Annotated in this window: 15 protein-coding genes and 1 riboswitch; of the genes, 5 read left to right on the plus strand and 10 right to left on the minus strand. The window is 67.0% G+C overall.

The genetic code is table 11. The features are described 5' to 3' along the window. Window positions 1-356: 356 nt before the first annotated feature. Window positions 357-1,955: a citramalate synthase gene (cimA, locus tag EV645_RS36875; protein ID WP_130449020.1), complete on the plus strand. Its 1,599-nt coding sequence runs from the start codon at window positions 357-359 to the stop codon at window positions 1,953-1,955. Continuing rightward, window positions 1,952-2,188 carry a hypothetical protein gene (locus EV645_RS36880; RefSeq protein WP_130449022.1) on the plus strand — a complete coding sequence of 79 codons (237 nt, stop codon included), beginning with the start codon at window positions 1,952-1,954 and terminating at the stop codon, window positions 2,186-2,188. Before cimA ends, EV645_RS36880 begins: the two co-directional genes overlap by 4 nt. Here EV645_RS36880 and nagA read toward each other — a convergent pair. The 6 genes from nagA to EV645_RS36910 are packed head-to-tail and all read right to left on the minus strand — an operon-like array spanning window position 2,181 to window position 9,111. Next, window positions 2,181-3,308: an N-acetylglucosamine-6-phosphate deacetylase gene (nagA, locus tag EV645_RS36885; RefSeq protein WP_338419176.1), complete on the minus strand. Its 1,128-nt coding sequence runs from the start codon at window positions 3,306-3,308 to the stop codon at window positions 2,181-2,183. The two genes, EV645_RS36880 and nagA, sit on opposite strands and share 8 nt — an antisense overlap. Further along, window positions 3,305-4,774, minus strand: coding sequence for a glycoside hydrolase family 3 protein (locus EV645_RS36890; RefSeq protein ID WP_157997242.1), 1,470 nt, complete (start codon window positions 4,772-4,774; stop codon window positions 3,305-3,307). The genes nagA and EV645_RS36890 overlap by 4 nt, the downstream gene beginning before the upstream one ends. A 28-nt stretch (window positions 4,775-4,802) precedes the next feature. After that, a complete protein-coding gene (locus EV645_RS36895; protein WP_130449028.1) occupies window positions 4,803-5,624 on the minus strand; it encodes a carbohydrate ABC transporter permease in 822 nt (273 codons plus the stop codon). After that, complete coding sequence (locus EV645_RS36900; protein WP_130449030.1) at window positions 5,621-6,589, minus strand: carbohydrate ABC transporter permease; 969 nt, start codon at window positions 6,587-6,589, stop codon at window positions 5,621-5,623. Before EV645_RS36900 ends, EV645_RS36895 begins: the two co-directional genes overlap by 4 nt. A 6-nt stretch (window positions 6,590-6,595) precedes the next feature. Further along, window positions 6,596-7,888: an extracellular solute-binding protein gene (locus EV645_RS36905; RefSeq protein ID WP_130449032.1), complete on the minus strand. Its 1,293-nt coding sequence runs from the start codon at window positions 7,886-7,888 to the stop codon at window positions 6,596-6,598. After that, the gene (locus EV645_RS36910) at window positions 7,885-9,111 is read right to left on the minus strand and encodes an ROK family protein (RefSeq protein ID WP_130449034.1); all 1,227 of its coding nucleotides are present in this window, start codon (window positions 9,109-9,111) and stop codon (window positions 7,885-7,887) included. Before EV645_RS36910 ends, EV645_RS36905 begins: the two co-directional genes overlap by 4 nt. A 154-nt stretch (window positions 9,112-9,265) precedes the next feature. Between EV645_RS36910 and EV645_RS36915 the strand changes: the two genes are divergently transcribed. The 3 genes from EV645_RS36915 to EV645_RS36925 all read left to right on the plus strand — a co-directional run bounded on the left by EV645_RS36915 (window position 9,266) and on the right by EV645_RS36925 (window position 12,383). Beyond that, window positions 9,266-9,712 (plus strand): MarR family winged helix-turn-helix transcriptional regulator, encoded by a 447-nt coding sequence (locus tag EV645_RS36915; protein WP_130449036.1) that lies wholly within the window; start codon window positions 9,266-9,268, stop codon window positions 9,710-9,712. 67 nt (window positions 9,713-9,779) lie between these two features. Then, window positions 9,780-11,114 (plus strand): MFS transporter, encoded by a 1,335-nt coding sequence (locus tag EV645_RS36920; RefSeq protein WP_198682110.1) that lies wholly within the window; start codon window positions 9,780-9,782, stop codon window positions 11,112-11,114. A 114-nt stretch (window positions 11,115-11,228) separates the two neighbouring features. Further along, window positions 11,229-12,383: an alginate lyase family protein gene (locus tag EV645_RS36925; RefSeq protein WP_242000888.1), complete on the plus strand. Its 1,155-nt coding sequence runs from the start codon at window positions 11,229-11,231 to the stop codon at window positions 12,381-12,383. A gap of 110 nt (window positions 12,384-12,493) precedes the next feature. On the opposite strand, the gene EV645_RS36930 is transcribed toward EV645_RS36925, so the two are convergent. The 4 genes from EV645_RS36930 to EV645_RS36945 all read right to left on the minus strand — a co-directional run bounded on the left by EV645_RS36930 (window position 12,494) and on the right by EV645_RS36945 (window position 18,693). Beyond that, on the minus strand, window positions 12,494-13,546 hold the full coding sequence (locus EV645_RS36930; protein ID WP_242000889.1) for a ribonucleotide-diphosphate reductase subunit beta: 1,053 nt from the start codon (window positions 13,544-13,546) through the stop codon (window positions 12,494-12,496). Then, entirely contained in the window at window positions 13,543-16,371 is a 2,829-nt protein-coding gene (locus tag EV645_RS36935) for a ribonucleoside-diphosphate reductase subunit alpha (RefSeq protein ID WP_130449040.1), read from the minus strand. The genes EV645_RS36930 and EV645_RS36935 overlap by 4 nt, the downstream gene beginning before the upstream one ends. 181 nt (window positions 16,372-16,552) lie before the next feature. Beyond that, window positions 16,553-16,720, minus strand: a riboswitch (cobalamin riboswitch). A 66-nt stretch (window positions 16,721-16,786) separates the two neighbouring features. Continuing rightward, complete coding sequence (locus EV645_RS36940) at window positions 16,787-17,368, minus strand: DinB family protein (RefSeq protein WP_130449042.1); 582 nt, start codon at window positions 17,366-17,368, stop codon at window positions 16,787-16,789. 65 nt (window positions 17,369-17,433) lie between these two features. Beyond that, a complete protein-coding gene (locus EV645_RS36945) occupies window positions 17,434-18,693 on the minus strand; it encodes a Fic family protein (RefSeq protein ID WP_242000890.1) in 1,260 nt (419 codons plus the stop codon). Window positions 18,694-18,778 lie beyond the last annotated feature (85 nt).

An 18,778-nucleotide genomic window follows, 5' to 3' on the forward strand; every position in this document is an offset into this window, starting at 1 on the left:
CCGAGGCCCGGCTCATTCGGGTGGATAACCACTGGTGTTGGGGGTTGTTCGTTGGCATACCGGCGGAGAACCCTCAACTCGGGTGGATATCCCGTGGTGTGACATGCGCGGGTGCTGGGGTGTGGGGTGGACTGGGGTGGGCGCTGGAGTACTGGTTGGAGTACTGAATGTTCGTGATGCGAGACAGTCACGTCATCGGTCGGACATTGTGTGGCAGACTGCAAAAGTCATGAAGAACTACAAGGGCATCATTATCTAGGCGCGCTCAGCAAGCTGGACCTGAGCGCGCAGACCTCTCGCACCTTGCGGGAGGTTTTTTGTTTGCCCAATCCCTCCGTTCCGGAAGGCCGACCCCCATGAGCATCTCGGACGATTTCCACGTCTACGACACGACTCTTCGCGATGGCGCGCAGCAAGAGGGGCTGGCGCTGTCCGTGGCCGACAAGATCGTGATCGCGCAGCACCTGGACGAGCTGGGGGTCGGCTTCATCGAGGGCGGGTGGCCGGGTGCGGTACCCAAGGACACCGAGTTCTTCGAGCGGGCGAGGACCGAGCTGCACCTGAAGAACGCGACGTTCGCGGCCTTCGGCGCGACCCGCAAGCCCGACACCGCGGCCGCCGACGACCCGCAGGTCGCCGCGCTGCGCGAGTCCGGCGCCGGTGTCGTCACACTTGTTGCCAAGAGCCACGATGCGCACGTCGAGCGCGCGCTGCGTACGACGCTCGACGAGAACCTGCGGATGGTCGCCGACACCGTGAAGCATCTGCGCGAGCACGGTCAGCGGGTCTTCCTCGACACCGAGCACTTCTTCGACGGGTACCGCGCCAACCGCGCCTATGCGCTGGAGGTAGTACGAGTAGCCGTCGAGGCCGGGGCGGACGTGGTCGCGCTCTGCGACACGAACGGCGGGACCTTGCCGAGGGAGCTGCAGGACGTCGTACGGGATGTCCTTGATTCCACCGGCGCCCGGCTCGGCATCCACTGTCACAACGACGCCGGCTGCGCGGTGGCGAACTCGATCGCCGCCGTCGAGGCCGGCGTCACGCACGTCCAGGGCACGATCAACGGGTACGGCGAACGCACCGGGAACGCCGACCTGCTGGCGATCGTCGCCAACCTCGAACTGAAGCGTGAGCACGAACTGCTGCCGCCGGGAAACCTGGCCGAGTCGTTCCGGATCGCCCACGCGATCGCCGAAGTCACGAACGTGCCGCCGTCGACCCGGCAGCCGTACGTGGGCCTGTCCGCGTTCGCCCACAAGGCGGGCCTGCATGCCAGCGCGATCAAGGTGGACCCGGATCTCTACCAGCACACGGATCCGGCGCTGGTCGGCAACGACATGCGGATGCTGGTGTCGGAGATGGCCGGCCGCGCGAGCGTCGAGCTGAAGGGCCGCGAGCTCGGGTTCGACCTCGGCGGTACGAAGGCTGACCGCGACGTGGTCAGCCGGGTGACCGAGCGGGTGAAGGAGATGGAGTCGCGCGGGTACACGTTCGAGGCCGCGGATGCGTCGTTCTCGCTGCTGCTGACCGAGGAGGTGACCGGGAAGCGGGCGTCGTTCTTCGACGTCGAGTCGTGGCGGGTCATCACCGAGTCGCGCGCCGACGGCGAGGCGGTGTCCGAGTCGACGGTGAAGCTCGTCGCGGGCGGCGAGCGGGAGATCGTCACGGGGGAGGGCAACGGTCCGGTGAACGCGCTGGATCATGCGCTGCGTACTGCGATCGAGCGCGCGTACCCGGTGGTGAACAAGTTCGAGCTCGTCGACTACAAGGTCCGCATCCTCGACTCGGGACATGGCACGGACGCGGTTATCAGAGTCCTGATCGAGACCGCGGACGGCGAGGGGTCGTGGGTGACGGTCGGTGTCGGGCACAACATCGTCGAGGCGTCGTGGGAGGCGCTCGTCGACGGGGTCACTTTCGGTCTGCTGCGCCACAAGGAGGTCGTGCGATGAGCCTGCTCGCGGTCGAGCGAACGATGACGGTCTTCACCGCCGAGGTGGTCGAGACGGGCGGGATGCTCGCGCGGATCGCCGTACTGCTGAATCCGTACGACGTGCGCGAGCTCGAGCTGTCGCTGGACCGGGGTTCGTTGCGGATCGTTGTTGAAGGCAATGGGTTCGACGCCGGGCGGGTCGCGGCGCGGCTCGAGAAGGTGATCGGTGTGCTCGAGGTCGCGGTCAGCTGACCGGCGTACCTGCCAGGTAGACGGCCTCTATGGTGAGGTCGGGCGAGAGCAGGACCAGGTCGGCGACGTTGCCGATGGCAAGCGTTCCGCGGTCCTGCCAGCCGTAGTGGCGGGCCGCGTTGCTCGCCACCAGCTTGGCGGCTTGTGGGACTGGTAGGCCGAGGACGCGTACGGCGGTTGCCAGCGCGTCGGCGAGGAAGTGGACCGAGCCGGCGAGCGTGTCGGTGCCGCGAAGGGTGGCGACGCCGTCGCTGACGTGGACATGTCGGTCGGCGTAGGAGTACTCGCCGTCGCCGAGACCGGTCGCGGCCATCGCGTCGGTGACGAGGATCGTGCGGTCGAGCCCGGCGGTGCGCGTCGCGACGGTCAGCGCCTCCGGCGACAGGTGGATGCCGTCGGCAATCAGTTCACACGCGACGCGCTCGTCCGTGAGAGCGAGGCCGACCGGCCCGGGTTGGCGGTGGGTCATCGCAGACATCGCGTTGAACAGGTGGGTAGCAGTCCGCGCACCGGCGTCGAACGCCCACCGCGTCCAGGTCCCGTCATCATCGGTATGCCCGACAGCAAACGTGATCTCGCCCCGATGCTGCTCGATCAGCTCGATCGCCCCCGGCAACTCAGGCGCAATCGTCATCGCCATCGCGAGCCCGCCGGCCGCGCGGATCAGCTCGTCGAACACCTTCCCATCAGGCGCAAGCAACGCATCAGCCGTCTGCGCTCCACGCCGCCGATGCGACAAGAACGGCCCTTCAAAGTGAATCCCACGAACATTAGGCGCCTCCGCCGCAACAACCGCCTCCGCAGCCCGAACCATCCGATCAAGCCGCATAGTCGCCACCGACGCAACCAAGCTCGTCGTCCCGTGCCGCAAGTGACTGCGAGCAGCCCGCAGCACATCCTCCACTTCACCCGAGTAAAGCGCCGCCCCGCCACCCCCATGACAATGCGTATCCACAAACCCCGGCAACAACCACCGCCCCCCAACATCAACCACCGCGGGACGGGCGGGGTTTTCTGGTGGGGCGCCGGGGCCTAGGGCGACTATTCGGCCGTGCTCGACTTGGAGCCAGCCATCGACTGGCTCCGGCGTGCAGAGGTGGGCGTTCAGCAAGGTGGTCACGGGGCTAGGAGGCGGCCCGCGGCTGCTTCGGCGCAGACTCGGGCGCTGCCGAAGGTTTGGAGCCAGCCGGCGAAACCGGAGTAGTCCACGCCGGGGACGCCCATGTCTACGACGATCATGTCCGGGTGCTGGGTCTGCAGTTCGCCGATCAGTTTCTCCTGCCAGTCGAAGCGATGGGCGCCACGGACCAGCAGGATCACCTGGCTGTCGGCGCCGTACTCGGACCGGAACTCACCCACCCCGGCCCGCGCCATCCCGGGCCCGTTGTAGGTCTGTCCCGACAACCCGATGCTCTCGACAACCTTCCCGGCGTCGCGCAGCAGCTGCTCCACACCCCAACCCGAAGACCCAGCAGCGGGGGAGTGCGTCGGCTCCAGCCGAATGATCAGTACGGCGTCACTCCGCACCCGCGGATCCCCGTGAGTCACGACAACCTGCTCGGCCAACCGCGAGCCCAGCTCGTTGTCCCGCTCCGCCACATCCGCCTTCGCTCGCGACCCCAACCGAGCAAGCCGCTCGTTCGCGCTCTCCAACCGCTCCAGCGGCAACCGCCCGCTCTCAACAGCCTCAACGAGAGCAGCGGCCGCCACATCCACGTCGTCCAGGAACGCCCACGACCCAAGACACAGCGCATCCGCCCCAGCCTCGATCGCCCGTACGGCGGCCTCCGGCAGCGGCGCCACATCCGCGATTCCGTACATCTCGAGCGCGTCCGTGATCACCACCCCGTCGTACCCGAGCTCACCCCGCAGGATGTCCGTCAGCAGCACCTTGCTGATCGTCGCCGGTACGTCGTCCACCTGCGGCACCAGGTCGTGCGACACCATGATGCTGTCGACGCCGGCCTCGATCGCCGCGCGGAACGGATCGAGATAGCTCGCGAGCAACTCCTCCCGCGATACGTCGACAAGCGGCGTCGCGAGGTGCGCATCGGTCCCGCTCATCCCATGCCCCGGGTAGTGCTTGGCGCACGCACTCACTCCGGCCGCCTGCATCCCCGACACCCAAGCCGCGGTGTGCCGGCTGACCAGCTCGCGGTCCGACCCGAAGCAGCGGATCCCGTTCGGGCTCATCGGGTTGACCGCCGTGTCCACTGCCGGAGCCAGGTCCCAATCGATCCCAGCCTCGACCAGCGACAAACCGATCTGGTACGCCGCCTGCCGCGTCAGCTCCACGTCGTTCAACTCACCCAGCGCGCGGTTACCGGGCATCGAAAAACCGCCGAGATCGGCGATCCGACTGACATCACCGCCCTCTTCGTCGATCGACAGCAACACGTGATCGCGCAGACTGTGCAGTTGAGCCGCCAACTGCCGGAACTGCGGCCCGTCGACGGTGTCCCTGCCGAAGATCACGAACCCGCCGAGGCCGGCCTCGATCCGCGACGGAACCCAGTTCGGGACCGAGGGCCGGCCGAGCGCCGGGAACAGCACACCATGGGCGAGCCGGTTGAGCTCTGCGTTCACAACATCCTCCATATGAGTCAGGGGGAAATCAGCCTTTGACCGCGCCGGCCGTCATCCCGCCGACCAGCCGGCGCTGGATCAGCAGGAAGACGATCAGCACCGGGAGCGAGAAGATCGCCGACGCCGCGATCGTGGCGCCGTTGTCGATACCGTCGGAGGTCTGGAACGAGACCAGCCAGACCGGCAGCGTGTAGTTGTTCTGGGATTTCAGGAACACGTAGGCGAACAGGTAGTCGTCCCACGCGCTGATGAAGGCGAAGATCGAGGTGGCCACGATGCCCGGCGCGAGCAGCGGGAGCTGGATGTGCCAGAACGCGCCGAACCGGCCGCAGCCGTCGACCATCGCGGCTTCCTCGAGCTCCAGCGGGATCCCGGCGACGAAGCCACGCAGCGTCCAGATCGTGAAGGGCAGGACGAACGTCATGTAGGTGATGATCAGTCCGGGCACGAAGTCGATCGCGCCGACCGACCGCAGCATCAGGTACAGCGGGATGACCATCGCCGAGCCGGGCACCATCTGCACCAGCACCAGCCCGACCAGGAACGCCCGCCGGCCGATGAACCGGAACCGCGCCAGCGCGATCGAGGCGCCCAAGGCAACGACCAGCGCGATCAGCACTGTCGACACCGAGACCAGCAACGAGTTGCGCACGTAGTGCAGGAACGGCCCGTGCGTGAGCGCCGTACGGAAGTTGTCGAGGCTCAGCGGCCACGGGACGAACTCGGGCGTCGCCGACAGGATCTTGCCGGGTTGCTTGAGCGCGGTCGCGAACATCCAGTAGACCGGGAAGATCACCACCAGCGAGACGAGTACGGCGATCGTGTTCGGGACGGCCCGCTTCCGTCTCATGCGATCGCCTCGTCCTGCGCGAACAAGCGCCGTACATACAGCACGGACAGTACGGCGAGCAGCAGCACCGTGATGATCGCGATCGCCGCGCCGCCGCTGTAGTCGTTACGGGTGAACGCCTCGAGGTACGAGTAGACGCCGAGCGTCGTCGTCCCGCCGTCGGGACCGCCCTGCGTCAGCACCCAGATCGGCGTGAACGAGTTGACCGACCAGATCACTTCGAGCAGCACGAGTACGGCGAGCACCGGCGCGAGGATCGGCATCGTGACGTTGCGAGCCACGTTCCACCGCCCGGCGCCGTCCAGAGCGGCCGCTTCGTACAGGTCACCGGGGATCTGGCCCATCGCGGCGTACAGCGTGAGCGCCACGAACGGCAGACCCTTCCACACGATCAGCGCGATGATCAGGAACAACGCCTGACTGGGCGACGAGAACCAGTCGTGGGCCGAGAAGTCGCCGAACACCTTGAGCTGCGTGATCACCCAGTTCAGTACGCCGTACTGCGGCTCGAACAACCACCGCCAGATCATCGTGGCCGACACCATCGGCATTGCCCAAACCAGCACCAGGCAGACCGACAGCATCACCCGCGCCCACGCCGACACCTGCATCAGCAGGGATGCCAGCAGGAAGCCGATCACCATCAGCCCGCTCACGCAGGCGACGCTGACGATCAGGGTGCGCAGCAACGTGAACCAGAAGTCGCTGTCGCCGAGCACCCGGCTGAAGTTGTCGAGCCCGACGAACGGCGCCTCCCCGGTGAACAGCGACCGCGGCCCGAAGTCCTGGAGCGACAGCCAGATCAGCCGCACGATCGGATACCCGAGCACTGCCGCGAACGCGATCAGCGCGGGCCCGATCAAGCCGTACGGCGTGAACCGTGCGAGCCGATTCCCGCGCACCGCCTGATGGGTGCGCGGCGGCGTTACCGGTGTGGTCTCCGGCGCCTGGGTGAGCGAGGTCATCGGTCGTCAGCGCTGTCCGGACTGGGCGTTGAACGCTTCGGTCGCGTGTTTGTCGTAGTCCTTCGCGGCGCCGGCGATGTCCGCGCCCTTGGCGATCTTCGAGAAGAACTGCTCGTTGTAGCTCTCGGTCTCCAGCGTCGCCTCGCCCGGGGTGGACGGCAGCGCCTGGCTGACGGTGGCTGCCTGCGCGCCGAGCTTCAGCACCTCGGGCACGTTGCCCGTCGTCGGCAGGAAGGCGGCGACCACCGGGAGCTGGTGGATCGTCCGGGTCATCGTCTGCTGGAACTCCTTGCCGGTGATGATCTTCAGCCAGTCGACGGCCATGTCCTTGTTCGGGCTGTTCTGGGCGATACCGATCGTCGAGCCGGCCACGATCACCGGCAGCGGCTTGCCCGCCTCGTAGCCGGGCATGATGAAGTAGCCGGCATCGGCGGCGGCCTTGGCGTTCTTCTCGGCGACCGCGCCCGGTTCCCACGCCTTCACGTAGATCATCGCGGCCTTCTGGTCGGCGAAGATCTGGTCCTGGTCCGGGCTGTCGGTATTGGCACCGATCGAGGACGGCGTCGAGCAGCCGTTCTGGAACTTCTTCCACTCGGCCAGGCCGGCCTGGTTCTCCGCGCTGCTCATCTGCGCGGTCCACTTGTTGTCCGTACTGGTTGCGATGGTTCCGCCCTTGCCGAACAGGAACGGCATCCCGGCAAACCAGTACTGGCCGGGCATGTAGAACGCGGAGAAGTTCGGCGTCGAGGTGTGCGCCTTCGCGAGCTTGCCGCAGTCCGCGATCAGGTCGTCGACGGTCGCCGGCGGTTTGTCGATCCCCGCGGCGGCGAACATCTTCTTGCTGTACATGACGACTTTCGTTCCGCCGTACAGGGGAGTGGCGTAGAGCTTGCCCTGGTACGTCGACGGTCCGGCCAGGCCGGCCAGCCACTGGTCGGACGACTCGAACTCGCCCTTCTTGTCGGTGAGCTCGGCCAGCGCGCCGGAGGCGGTCAGCATCGGGGTCTGGGTGTTGCCCATCTCGACGATGTCGGGCGGGTTGTCGGAGGCAAGCGCCGTGGTCAGCTTGGTGACGATGTTGTCCCACTGCTGTACTTCGACGGTCACCTTCACGTCGGGGTGCTTCTCGTTGAACTGCTTGGTGACGTCGCCGATGATCTTGTTGTCACCGGGACCGCCGGTCATCATCCAGACCGTCAGTTTGTTCGTCGGCGCGGCCTTGCCCGGGCCGGAACCGCCGCAGGCGGCCAGGCTGAGCGATATCGATGCGAGCAGAGCCAAGGACTTCCAGGGCTTCATGTCAATACCTCTTCGTCGGGTGGGTCGACAGCGCAGCCGTCCAGCTGGGCCACGACACCGGGGGCGGACGTAGTGATCGAGGCGACCTGGTGGCGGGCCACCCCGATCGCGGTGTAGTAACCACTCAGGGCGGCGGCCATCGCACCGAGCAGGCCGCCCGAATCCCCGAGCACAGACCGGCGCAGATCGCTGTGTACGCCGACCGTCTCGTACGTCTCGGCGCTCACCGACTCCAGCACGGAGTCGCTGAACGCACCGGAGAAGCCGCCGGTGAAGACCACCGTGCTCGGCTCGTAGGCCAGGGCAACGATCGACACCAGATGCAGCAGCGCCTCGTGGATCTCGTCGACCAGGCCGCCGAACCGGTCCGGTTCGGCGAACACCTCGTCGGCCTTCCTGAGTCGGTGACCGGCTTCGTGAGCGAGCGCGAGCAAGCCCGCGCCGGACAGCAGATCCCGGAGCCGTTCCTTGCGGCCCGGCAGCCGCAGCCGGCCGAACTCGCCGAGCAGACCCTCGGGCCCCGCGAGCACCTGCCGGTTGAACGCGACCGCCGAGCCGAGACCAGTGCCGAGGCTGAGCAGGACGACGGTCTCGTCCCTGGGCAACTCGCCGTAGTGCAGCTCACCCAGCAGTGCCAGGTTCGAATCGTTGTCGATGATCGTCGGCACGCCGAGCTCCGCGGCGACCGTCTCGACGAAGGTCGTGCCGAGGATCGGCGGCAGGTTGAACGCGCCGACCACGCGATCCTTCGTGGAGGCAACGACACCGGGCAGTCCGATCGCCACCGACGTGAGCGGTACGCCGTCGCCGTACCGCTCGACCAAGCCGAGCACCCGCGTCGCGATCCAGGACGCCAGCTCGGCGGCGGCCAGGTCCCGCGGTGTCTCGTCGCGGCAGCGGATGATCGCAGTACCGATGCCGTCGGCGATCACCATCCGGCAGTAGGTGCCGCCGAGGTCGATCCCGCACACCAACCCGGATCGCGGGTTGAATCCGAGTGCGGCGCCGGGGCGGCCGGGGCCGTCGCGGACGATCTTGTGCTGCTCGAGGGCCAGCCCGTCGGCCAGCAGATCGTCGACGATCCGGGCCACCGTGGCCCAGCTCAGTCCGGTCTGCTGCACCAGTTGCCGCCGGTCGATCCCGGCGCCGGACAGCAGCGCGGCGATGACCGCCCCGCGGTTCGCCGTCCGGGTGCCGACACTGCCTCGTTCGAGCTTCGCCATTTATTCTCACGGTGAATAGAATTGGTGGAGACTGAGACGCTAGTCCGGTCCGCCGGGCCGTGTCCAGCGATCGCGGAAACTTCCTCGGCTGTCGTTGGTGCGGCCAATGACAGCCATAACTGATCAGTCTGGACTGATGAGTATGGTGGCCGGTATGGAGATCTCAGCGTCCGCGGCCCGCGCGGCGAGCGAGGTGCGGGTGGTCCTCGGCCGGGTCAAACGGCGGTTGACCGCGCTGGCCGATACCGATGATCTGACGCCCTCGCAGTCCTCGGTGCTGAGTCGGCTCGACAAGGACGGACCGGCGTCGGCGAGCGAGTTGGCCACGGCGGAGCGGATCCGGCCGCAGTCGATCGCGGCGATCCTGGCCGCGCTACGGCAGGCTGATCTGATCGAGCGGCACCCCGATCCGGAGGACGGCCGGCGTCAGGTCGTGTCCCTGACCACAGCCGGCCGGCACCGCCTGCAGGGTGATCGCAAGGTCCGGCAGGAGTGGCTCGCGCAGACCCTGCAGGAACACTGCACCGAGGCCGAGCGGCAGACCATCATCAAGGCGCTCGCGCTGCTCGACCGGGCCATCGAGGCGGCGACTCCGCGGTGATTGCCCGTGTGACGGGTCCAGTGACGGGTCCAGTGGCCGGTCCAGTGGCGGGTCCAGTGGTTGCGCAGTGACGGCAGATCCGGCGCAGTTCGATCGGCGCCTGATCGCGCCGATGATCGTCGGTTCGGTGCTGAACCCGATCAACTCGTCGATGCTCGCGGTGGCGCTGATCCCGATCGGCGCGGCGTTCGGCGTACCGCCGTCGCAGACCGCGTGGCTCGTCACCGGGCTGTACATCGCGACCGCGGTCGGCCAGCCCGTGATGGGCCGGCTGGTCGACCTGTTCGGATCGCGTCCGCTCTACTTGATCGCGACCTCGCTGGTCGGCGTGGCGGGTCTGCTCGGTGCGCTGGCCCCGAACCTCGGCGTACTCGTCGGGTCCCGGGTCCTCCTCGGTCTGGGCACGTCGGCGGCGTACCCGGCCGCGATGTCCTTGATCCGCAGCGAGGCCGACCGGACTGGGATGGACACGCCAGCCGTCATCCTGAGCAGTCTGTCGGTCGCGAACCAGGTGATCGCGGTGATCGGGCCGACGCTCGGCGGCCTGCTGATCGGGCTCGGCGGATGGCATCTGATCTTCACGATCAACGTCCCGCTGTCGGTGATCTGCGTGGTGCTCGGCTCGCTGTGGCTGCCGCGCCGGGCACGGTCGCGCGGCGCCGGGGGACTGGACTATGCGGGGGTCGCGTTGTTCACCACGACGTTGATCTCGCTGATGTTGTTCCTGATGCAGCCGCGGCTCTCGCGGTGGTACGTACTGGTGCTTGCCCTGGTCCTGGGCGTGTCGTTCGTGATCACGCAGCTGCGCGTCGTCGCGCCGTTCATCGACCTGCGAGTGCTGGGCGGCAACCGTCCGCTGATCTTCACGTACACGCGCCAGGTGCTCGCGTACGTCGGCGCGTACTCGTTCCTCTACGGCTTCACGCAATGGCTGGAGGAGGCCCGCGGGCTCAGCGCTTCCTCCGCTGGTCTGCTCCTTCTACCACTGTCCCTGGCGGCGGTCCTGGTCACGCTGCTGACCGGCCGGCGGGCAGCGATCCGCGGCAAACTCGTTGCCGGAAGCATCTGTCTCGTCGTGGCCGCGGCCGGGCAGTTGTTCGTCGGTCCGAGTACTTCGATCTGGGTCCTGGCCGTGGTCGGTGTTGTCGCCGGGATCCCGCAGGGCCTGAACAACCTCGCCAACCAGACCGCCCTCTACCAGCAGGCCGATCCGGCGCGGATCGGCTCATCCGCCGGCTTGCTGCGGACCTGCGTGTACGTCGGGGCGCTCATCTCTGCCGCGGCCAATGCCCACTTCTTCCAGCACGGCGCAACGACAGCCGGACTGCACGAGATGGCGATCTTCCTGCTCGTCGTCGCCGGTCTGCTCGTGCTGGTGATCTTCGTGCAGCTCCCCGAATAATTTGGTTAGGAAGGTTTACTAATAGTCGGTGGACCGGGTAGTTTGCTGTCTCCGCCCCCATCACAGGAGACAGCCATGCTCCGACTGCACCGCCCACTCCTTCTGATCCTGACAATGACTCTGATCGCGGCCTCCGTCGTACTGGTCGCCGCCCGTCCCAGTGAGGCCATGACCAAGGCGCCTGCCGCCTTCAAGCATCCGGGTGTCCTTGTCGACAAGGCGCAGCTCGACTTCGCCCGGCAGCAGGTCCTCGCCGGAGCCCAGCCGCAGAAGGCGGCGTACGACGCGATGAAGGCCAGCTCGTACGCCGCCTTGTCGTACACGCCGAAGCCGCGTGCGATCGTCGAATGCGGCTCGAGCTCGAACCCGAACAACGGGTGTTCGGACGAGCGTGACGACGCGCTCGCGGCGTACACGCACGCACTGCTCTGGTACATCACCCGCGACGACCGGTACGCCAAGAAGGCGATCCAGATCATGGATGCGTGGTCCGCCGTACTGAAGGACCACACCAACAGCAACGCGCCGCTGCAGACCGGCTGGTCCGGCGCCTCGTTCTCACGCGCCGGCGAGCTGATCAAGTACACGTACGGCGGGCAGTGGGCCCAGCGCGGGCGCTTCGAGAAGATGCTGCGCGAGGTGTACCTGCCCGAAGTACGCAACGGCGCCGGCTGCAAGAACGGCAACTGGGAACTGATCATGACCGACGCCGCGATCGGCATCGCGGTGTTCCTCGACGACCACGCGGCTTTTGACAAGGCTCTGAGCATATGGCGTGGCCGGTTGCCCGGCTATGTGTACGAGTCGACCGACGGTGCGTACCCGAAGGCGCCGTCGACCTGCGCGAAGGACACTCGCGAGGAGATCGTCGACTACTGGCAAGGACAGTCGACGTTCTCGAACGGTCTGGCCCAGGAGACTTGCCGCGACTTCGGCCACACCGGCTGGGGCCTGACCGCTGCCACGCACGTCGCCGAGACGGCGTACCACCAAGGCGTCAACCTGTATGCCGAAGCGGGCAAGCGACTCACCGACGGCTACTACTTCCACACACGCCTGGAGAACGGAGCCGCGGTCCCGTCGAACCTCTGCGGCGGCACGGTGAAGAAGGGCCTGGGCGCGGTCACCGAGGTGGTCTACAACCATTACCACAACCGCCTCGGCCAGCAGATGCCCACAACCCTCGCCTACACCGAGGCCAAACGCCCCGCCGGCGCGAACTACTTCTTCGCCTGGGAAACCCTCACCCACGCCAACAACCCACGCTGACGAATCGGACTGGTAGACGAATCGGGCTGGTAGCGGAATCAGGCGCGGTAAGGAAGGCCCGCGGGGCGGCGAGTAGCTCCGCGGGCCTTCCGATCTGGGGTGATCCGGTGTCAGTCCCAGCTGAGTCCGCTGGAGGACTGGTACTCGATCACTCGGGTCTCGAAGAAGTTCTTCTCCTTCTTCAGGTCCATCACCTCTGACATCCAGCCGAAGGGGTTCCGCGTTTCACCGAAGATCGGATCGATACCAATCTGTTCTGCACGGCGGTCGGTGATGAAGTGCATGTACTGCTCGCACAGCTCCGCCGTGAGCCCGAGCATGCCGTTCGGCATGGTGGACCGGCCGTAGGCGACCTCCAGCTCGCACGCCTCGGTCAGCATCTGCCGGACCTCGGCCTGGAACTCGGTTGTCCACAGGTGCGGGTTCTCCTGCTTGATCTGGTTGATGCAGTCGATGCCGAAGTTCAGGTGGATCGACTCGTCGCGCAGGATGTACTGGTACTGCTCGGCGATGCCGACCATCTTGTTCCGCCGGCCGAGCGACAGGATCTGCGCGAACCCGGTGTAGAACCACATCCCCTCGAACACCACGTAGAACGCGATCAGATCGCGCAGGAACGCGGTGTCGGTCTCCGGCGTACCGGTCCGGAAGTCGGGGTCCTCGAGGTGCTGGGTGTACTTCAGCGCCCAGGCGTCCTTGTCCGAGATCGACGGCACCTCGCGGTACATGTTGAACAGCTCGCCCTCGTCGAGCCCGAGCGACGTGCAGATGTACTGGAAGGTGTGGGTGTGCACCGCCTCCTCGAATGCCTGGCGCAGCAGGTACTGCCGGCACTCGGGGTTGGTCAGCTGGCGGTACACGGCGAGGACGATGTTGTTCGCTACCAGGGACTCCGCGGTGGCGAAGAAGCCCAGATTGCGCTTGAGCATCAGCCGCTCGTCGTCGGTCAGGCCGTCCTTGGCCCCTGGTGGACGCCGCCAGAGCGAGATGTCGGCCTGCATCGAGACCTCGGTCGGCATCCAGTGGTTGTTGCAGGCGGCAAGGTACTTCTCCCAGGCCCACGTGTACTTCAGCGGCAGCAACTGGTTGACGTCGGCCCGCGAGTTGATCATCGCCTTGTCAGCGACCTCAACTCGCGCCGCTCCAACGGAAATGGTGCTCACTGGCAGGCCTCGCAGTCGGGGTCTTCGATGGAGCAGACAGCTCCGGTCGGTTCTGGCATTGCTGGTACTGCTACCGGTACTGCTACTGGTACAGCTACTGGTACTGCGTTGAGTCGGCCGTCGGTTCCCTTGAGCGTGGACTTCTCCACGTGGGTTGCTGACTGGGAACGCAGGTAATAAGTCGTCTTGAGGCCATAGCGCCACGCCGACCGGTACAGCTCGTCGAGCGCGCGTCCGCTCGGCTTCGCCATGTACAGGTTCAGCGACTGCGCCTGGTCGATCCACTTCTGCCGGCGCGACGCCGCCTTCACCAGCCACTGCGGGTCGATCTCGAACGCGGTCGCGTACAGCTCCCGCACGTCCGCCGGGATCCGCTCGATACCGGCCAGCACACCGTCGTGGTACTTCAGGTCGGACACCATCACCTGGTCCCACAGCCCGCGTGCCTTTAGCTCGGCGACCAGGTACGGGTTGGCGACCGTGAACTCACCGGACATGTTCGACTTCACGAACAGGTTGCTGTACGCCGGCTCGATCGACTGGCTCACGCCGCAGATGTTGGAGATCGTCGCGGTCGGCGCGATCGCCATGACGTTCGAGTTCCGCATGCCGTCGCGCAGTACCTTCGCCCGCAGCGCATCCCAGTCCAGCCGACTGCTCTCGTCGACGATCACGTCGCCGTTGCGGGCGGACGTCAGCAGCTCGAGCGAGTCGATCGGCAGGATCCCCCTGCTCCACAGCGATCCGTCGTACGTCGAGTACCGCCCGCGCTCTGCGGCGAGATCGCTCGACGCCTCGATCGCGTGGTAGCTGATCTGCTCCATCGAACTGTCCGCGAACTCGACCGCGGCATCCGACGAGTACGGGATCCGCAGCGCGAACAGCGCGTCGGCGAAGCCCATCAGCCCGAGGCCGACCGGACGGTGGCGCTGGTTGGCCCGCTCCGACTCCGGGGTCGTGTAGAAGTTCACGTCGATGACGTTGTCGAGCATCCGGACCGCGGTCTTGACCGTGTCCCGGAGCAGCTCGGCATCGAGACCGTCCGCGGTGAGATGCGCGACCAGGTTGACCGACCCCAGGTTGCAGACGGCGGTCTCCTCGACCGTGGTGTTGAGGGTGATCTCGGTGCACAGGTTCGACGAGTGGACGACACCGTCGTGCTGCTGCGGCGAACGCAGGTTGCAGGCGTCCTTGAACGTGATCCACGGGTGCCCGGTCTCGAACAGCACCGTCAGCATCCGCCGCCACAGGTCGACGGCCTTGACCCGCTTGAACACCCGGATCTCACCACGATCCGCCGCCGCCTCGTACGCGACATACGCCTCGGCGAACGCCACGCCGTACAGATCATGCAGATCGGTCACCTCGTTGGGCGAGAACAACGTCCACTCGCCACCAGCCTCGACCCGCTGCAAGAACAGGTCCGGCACCCAGTTCGCCGTATTCATGTCATGCGTACGCCGACGCTCGTCCCCGGTGTTCTTCCGAAGATCGAGAAACTCCTCGACATCGATATGCCAGGTCTCCAGATACGCACAGACTGCGCCCTTCCGTCTTCCTCCCTGATTCACGGCTACTGCGGTGTCGTTGGCGATCTTCAGGAACGGGACTACGCCCTGGGACTCGCCGTTGGTGCCGCGGATCTTGGCGCCGATGCCGCGGACCGGGGTCCAGTCGTTGCCGAGGCCGCCGGAGTACTTCGCGAGCAGCGCGTTGTTGCGGATGCCGCTGAAGATGCCGGCCAGGTCGTCCCCGACCGTGGTGAGGAAGCAGGACGAGAGCTGCGGACGGGTCGTGCCGGAGTTGAACAGCGTCGGCGTCGACGACATGAACCGGAACGAGCTGAGCAGCTCGTAGAACTGGATCGCCCGCGCCTCCCGGTCGTCCTCGCGTAACGCCATCCCCATCGCGACCCGCAGGAAGAACGCCTGCGGCAGCTCGTACCGAACCTTGTCGAGGTGGAGGAGATACCGGTCGTACAGCGTCTGCAGGCTGAGGAACGTGAAGTCCAGATCGGCCTCGGGCCTGATCGCCGCGGCGAGCCGCTCGAGGTCGAAGGTGCCGAGCTCCGGGTCGAGCTGGCCGGCCTCGATCCCGGTGCGGATGTACTGCGGGAAGTAGGTCGTGTACGCCTCGGCCATCTCGGCCTGGCTGGCCTGCCGCGGCTCGCCGTGGACACGCCCCAGCGCCTCGCGCCGGATCTGATCCAGCAGCAGCCGGGACGCGGCGAAGCTGTACTGCGGCTCGGTCTCGACAAAACCGCGCGCGGCCATCACCAGCGCCAGCTCGACCTCGTGCTGCGCGATGCCGTCGTAGCAGGCGCCAAGAGTCTCGTTGAGGATCAGCTCGGGGTCGACCGCGTCGAGGCCGGCTGCCGCCTCCGCGACGATCACCCGCAACCGGTCGACGTCGAGTGGGGACGCGGTGCCGTCGGCCGCGCGGACGGTCAGCGCCGGCTTCTCGGTCACGCCGGCCGCATTGGCAGGCGTGCGAGCCTTGGTCCGCTCCTCGCGGTACAGCACGTAGGCGCGGGCGACCTGGTGTTCGCCGGCACGCATGAGCGCCAGCTCGACCTGGTCCTGGATGTCCTCGACCTGCACGCTGCGACGAGCTGTGTGATGACGGCCGCGGCTGGTCAGGGCTCCGACGACCCGGCCGGTCAGGTCGGTCACCAGGTCGCGGACCCGGTGGGTTGCGCCTGCGTCGGCGCCCTCGACCGCGAGGAAAGCCTTCGTCACGGCGACGGAGATCTTGGTGGCGTCGAACGGCGTGCTGCTGCCGTCGCGACGGATGACGGTGAGCTCGATCGGCTGCTCCGCCGCCATCCCCGAGGACGGGGACGCAGACGCAGCCGTTGAGGAAGCAAGGGTCACAGGTGTGCTCTCCACAAGAGTTCGGAAGCCTGGGACCACGCGAGCAGGCGCACGACGGGACCGGCAGCACCGGCCGGGAACACTGCCGTCACGCCCTGCGACCCACCCGCGAGGTCTCGGACCGCATGCACCGGCGGTGCATGCGCCGGTGGCAGGTATCCGGACTCGCGGACGCCTCTCGACAGCACGTCCGCTCACCGTTGCGGGGCAGTTCCGGACTCGCACCGGATTCCCCTGTTGCCTCGAAGTGGCCCACATCTTGTGGTGCCGGACACTCCGAACCACCAGCAGTAGTGATGCTAGGTGGAGAGATCTACATCTTGTGGTAGCGCCACGCCGCGTGTCGCACATCTTGTGGTCGCCGATCTCACGCCGCGACCGCGTAGAGGTCCTGGAGCGTCATGATCTCCGAGCCGTGGTGGATCAGCTCGCGATTCAGCCGCAGCACGACATGACCGAACGGCTCGCCGGCATCCAGTTCGTTGGCCTGGCTCAGGCCGACCGTCATCACCTCGTCCTCGTCCAGCGCGGCGATCGCGTCGCGCCACGCCTCGACCCAATAGGTCAGCCAGGCGACCGCGTCGCGCGCGTTGCCGTGCAGGTTGATGTCGGCGCGCCCTTGCTGACTCGCGCCGAACGTCCACTCCCACCGCTCGAAGAAGGTCTCGGTGAGATGGGCGATCAGCCAGGCGATCGTGCGGGGGCCGCGATGGTCCGGCTCGTCGGGCCACTGCGCGACCCATTCACCGGATCCGAGTGATCGGAAATGACCGGCGTAGTGCCGCCGGACGACGGTCAGCGCCTCGCTGCTCGGTCGCCAGAAGTACTGCTCGTCGGTCAACTGCGCGAGACGGCCGGACAGCACCATCCAGCTGAAGCCGAGCTGGCCGCGCACCATGGCCATCGCCGATGGCTTGTGCAGGATGTCCCAGTCGAACGCCTCCGACATCACTTCTCCCCTGTACGATCGAACATATGTTCGAATTCTTGCTCGCCGGGGAGACGAAAGTCAATTCACTGGTGTGTCGGTTCTGGCCTCGACGGAACAGGTCTGCTAGGCGGCTCGATCCGGGTGTCGGCGGCCGGGCTGGCGAAGCGGCGTTCGAGCAGCGTGAAGGCGTCGATGAGCTCGGGCGCCTCGTAGACGCGATTTCGCCGGCCGTCAGTCACCTCGCGGAGGATGCGCGCCTCGACGAGACGGGCGAGGCCTTGGTTGGCGGCCTGTTGCGAGCGGTCGATGAGCTGCGCCGCGGCGGCGAGCGTGAGGACCGGCGCGGCGGGCAGCGCGTCGATGAGCAGCTCGGCCGCGGAGCCCGCCCGGACCGGCGCCGCGCGTTCTCGCCAGGCGGCCTTGAGGTCGACGGCGGTCCGCTCGAAGCGCGCGGCTTCGGCGGTCGCGTGCGTGCAGGCCAGCGCGAACATCCGCAGCCACGGGTTCGCGGCGGCGCGTGCCTTCGGGGTCGTCGCGCGTCCGACGTACCGGAAGGCGGTCAGAGCGTCGACGTACTCCGATGCGTGCGTGGCGAGCGAGAGCGAGACCGGCGGCACGGTCCGCGTGACCAGGCCTTCGGTGCGCAGGATCAGGTGGATCAGCGCACGCCCGGTCCGGCCGTTGCCGTCGGCGAAGGGGTGGATGGTCTCGAACTGCGCGTGCGCGATCGCCGCCTTCGCAAGCACAGGCAGCCGCGACTCGCGGACGAACGTGAGCAGATCCTCGAGCAGGTCGGGGATCAGCTGCGCCGGCGGCGGGACGTAGTACGCCTCGGCGGGGGAGCGGCCGCCGATCCAGTTCTGCAGGTAGCGGATCTCCCCGGCGTACTCCGAGTGCGGCGACTGCGCCATCAGCAGGCGATGCGCCTCGAGCAGATGCTCGACCTCGAGCTTGTCGCCGGCCTGCACGGATTCGGTCACCCAGGTCATCGCGTCGACCGCGCCGAGCACTTCCTCGGCCGTCACGTCCCGCGTTCGCTCCCGCAGTACGTCGGCCTTCAGCAGCCGTCGCGCTCCGACGACGAGCCCTTCGATGTGCGAGGACCCGACGGCCTCGGCCCGCAGCAGCAGCCGAGCCAGCGCCTCGCTGTTCGTCAGCACGGCCGCGGTCGCGTCGAGCCGCGCCAGATCGCCCGCGGCGTCTTCAAGTACGGCGAGTACGTCGTCGCTCAGGTCGAACTCACGCCCGACCAGCGGATCGGGGAAGTACAGCTCGTACGACCCGCCTAGCCGCTCCGCCCGGGTGAACCCGTCGGGGTGTCCGGGCCACCGATGTAACTCCACCCGTGCCATATCCCTTATTCAACCTTATCCACAAACCTTGAACAAGCCTGTGGATGCGAGCGCTGGCGCTGTGGACACAGCTGTG

This window comes from Kribbella rubisoli, assembly GCF_004217145.1.
GTDB lineage: Bacteria > Actinomycetota > Actinomycetes > Propionibacteriales > Kribbellaceae > Kribbella > Kribbella rubisoli.

Excerpts from the sequence above, each read along its gene's own strand:
- EV645_RS36895 (WP_130449028.1), bottom strand. The coding sequence starts at position 5,624 with ATGAGACGGAAGCGGGCCGTCCCGAACACGATCGCCGTACTCGTCTCG.
- EV645_RS36915 (WP_130449036.1), top strand. The coding sequence starts at position 9,266 with ATGGAGATCTCAGCGTCCGCGGCCCGCGCGGCGAGCGAGGTGCGGGTG.
- EV645_RS36925 (WP_242000888.1), top strand. The coding sequence starts at position 11,229 with ATGACTCTGATCGCGGCCTCCGTCGTACTGGTCGCCGCCCGTCCCAGT.
- cimA (WP_130449020.1), top strand. The coding sequence starts at position 357 with ATGAGCATCTCGGACGATTTCCACGTCTACGACACGACTCTTCGCGAT.
- EV645_RS36935 (WP_130449040.1), bottom strand. The coding sequence starts at position 16,371 with ATGGCGGCGGAGCAGCCGATCGAGCTCACCGTCATCCGTCGCGACGGC.
- EV645_RS36910 (WP_130449034.1), bottom strand. The coding sequence starts at position 9,111 with ATGGCGAAGCTCGAACGAGGCAGTGTCGGCACCCGGACGGCGAACCGC.
- EV645_RS36880 (WP_130449022.1), top strand. The coding sequence starts at position 1,952 with ATGAGCCTGCTCGCGGTCGAGCGAACGATGACGGTCTTCACCGCCGAG.
- EV645_RS36900 (WP_130449030.1), bottom strand. The coding sequence starts at position 6,589 with ATGACCTCGCTCACCCAGGCGCCGGAGACCACACCGGTAACGCCGCCG.
- EV645_RS36905 (WP_130449032.1), bottom strand. The coding sequence starts at position 7,888 with ATGAAGCCCTGGAAGTCCTTGGCTCTGCTCGCATCGATATCGCTCAGC.
- EV645_RS36940 (WP_130449042.1), bottom strand. The coding sequence starts at position 17,368 with ATGTCGGAGGCGTTCGACTGGGACATCCTGCACAAGCCATCGGCGATG.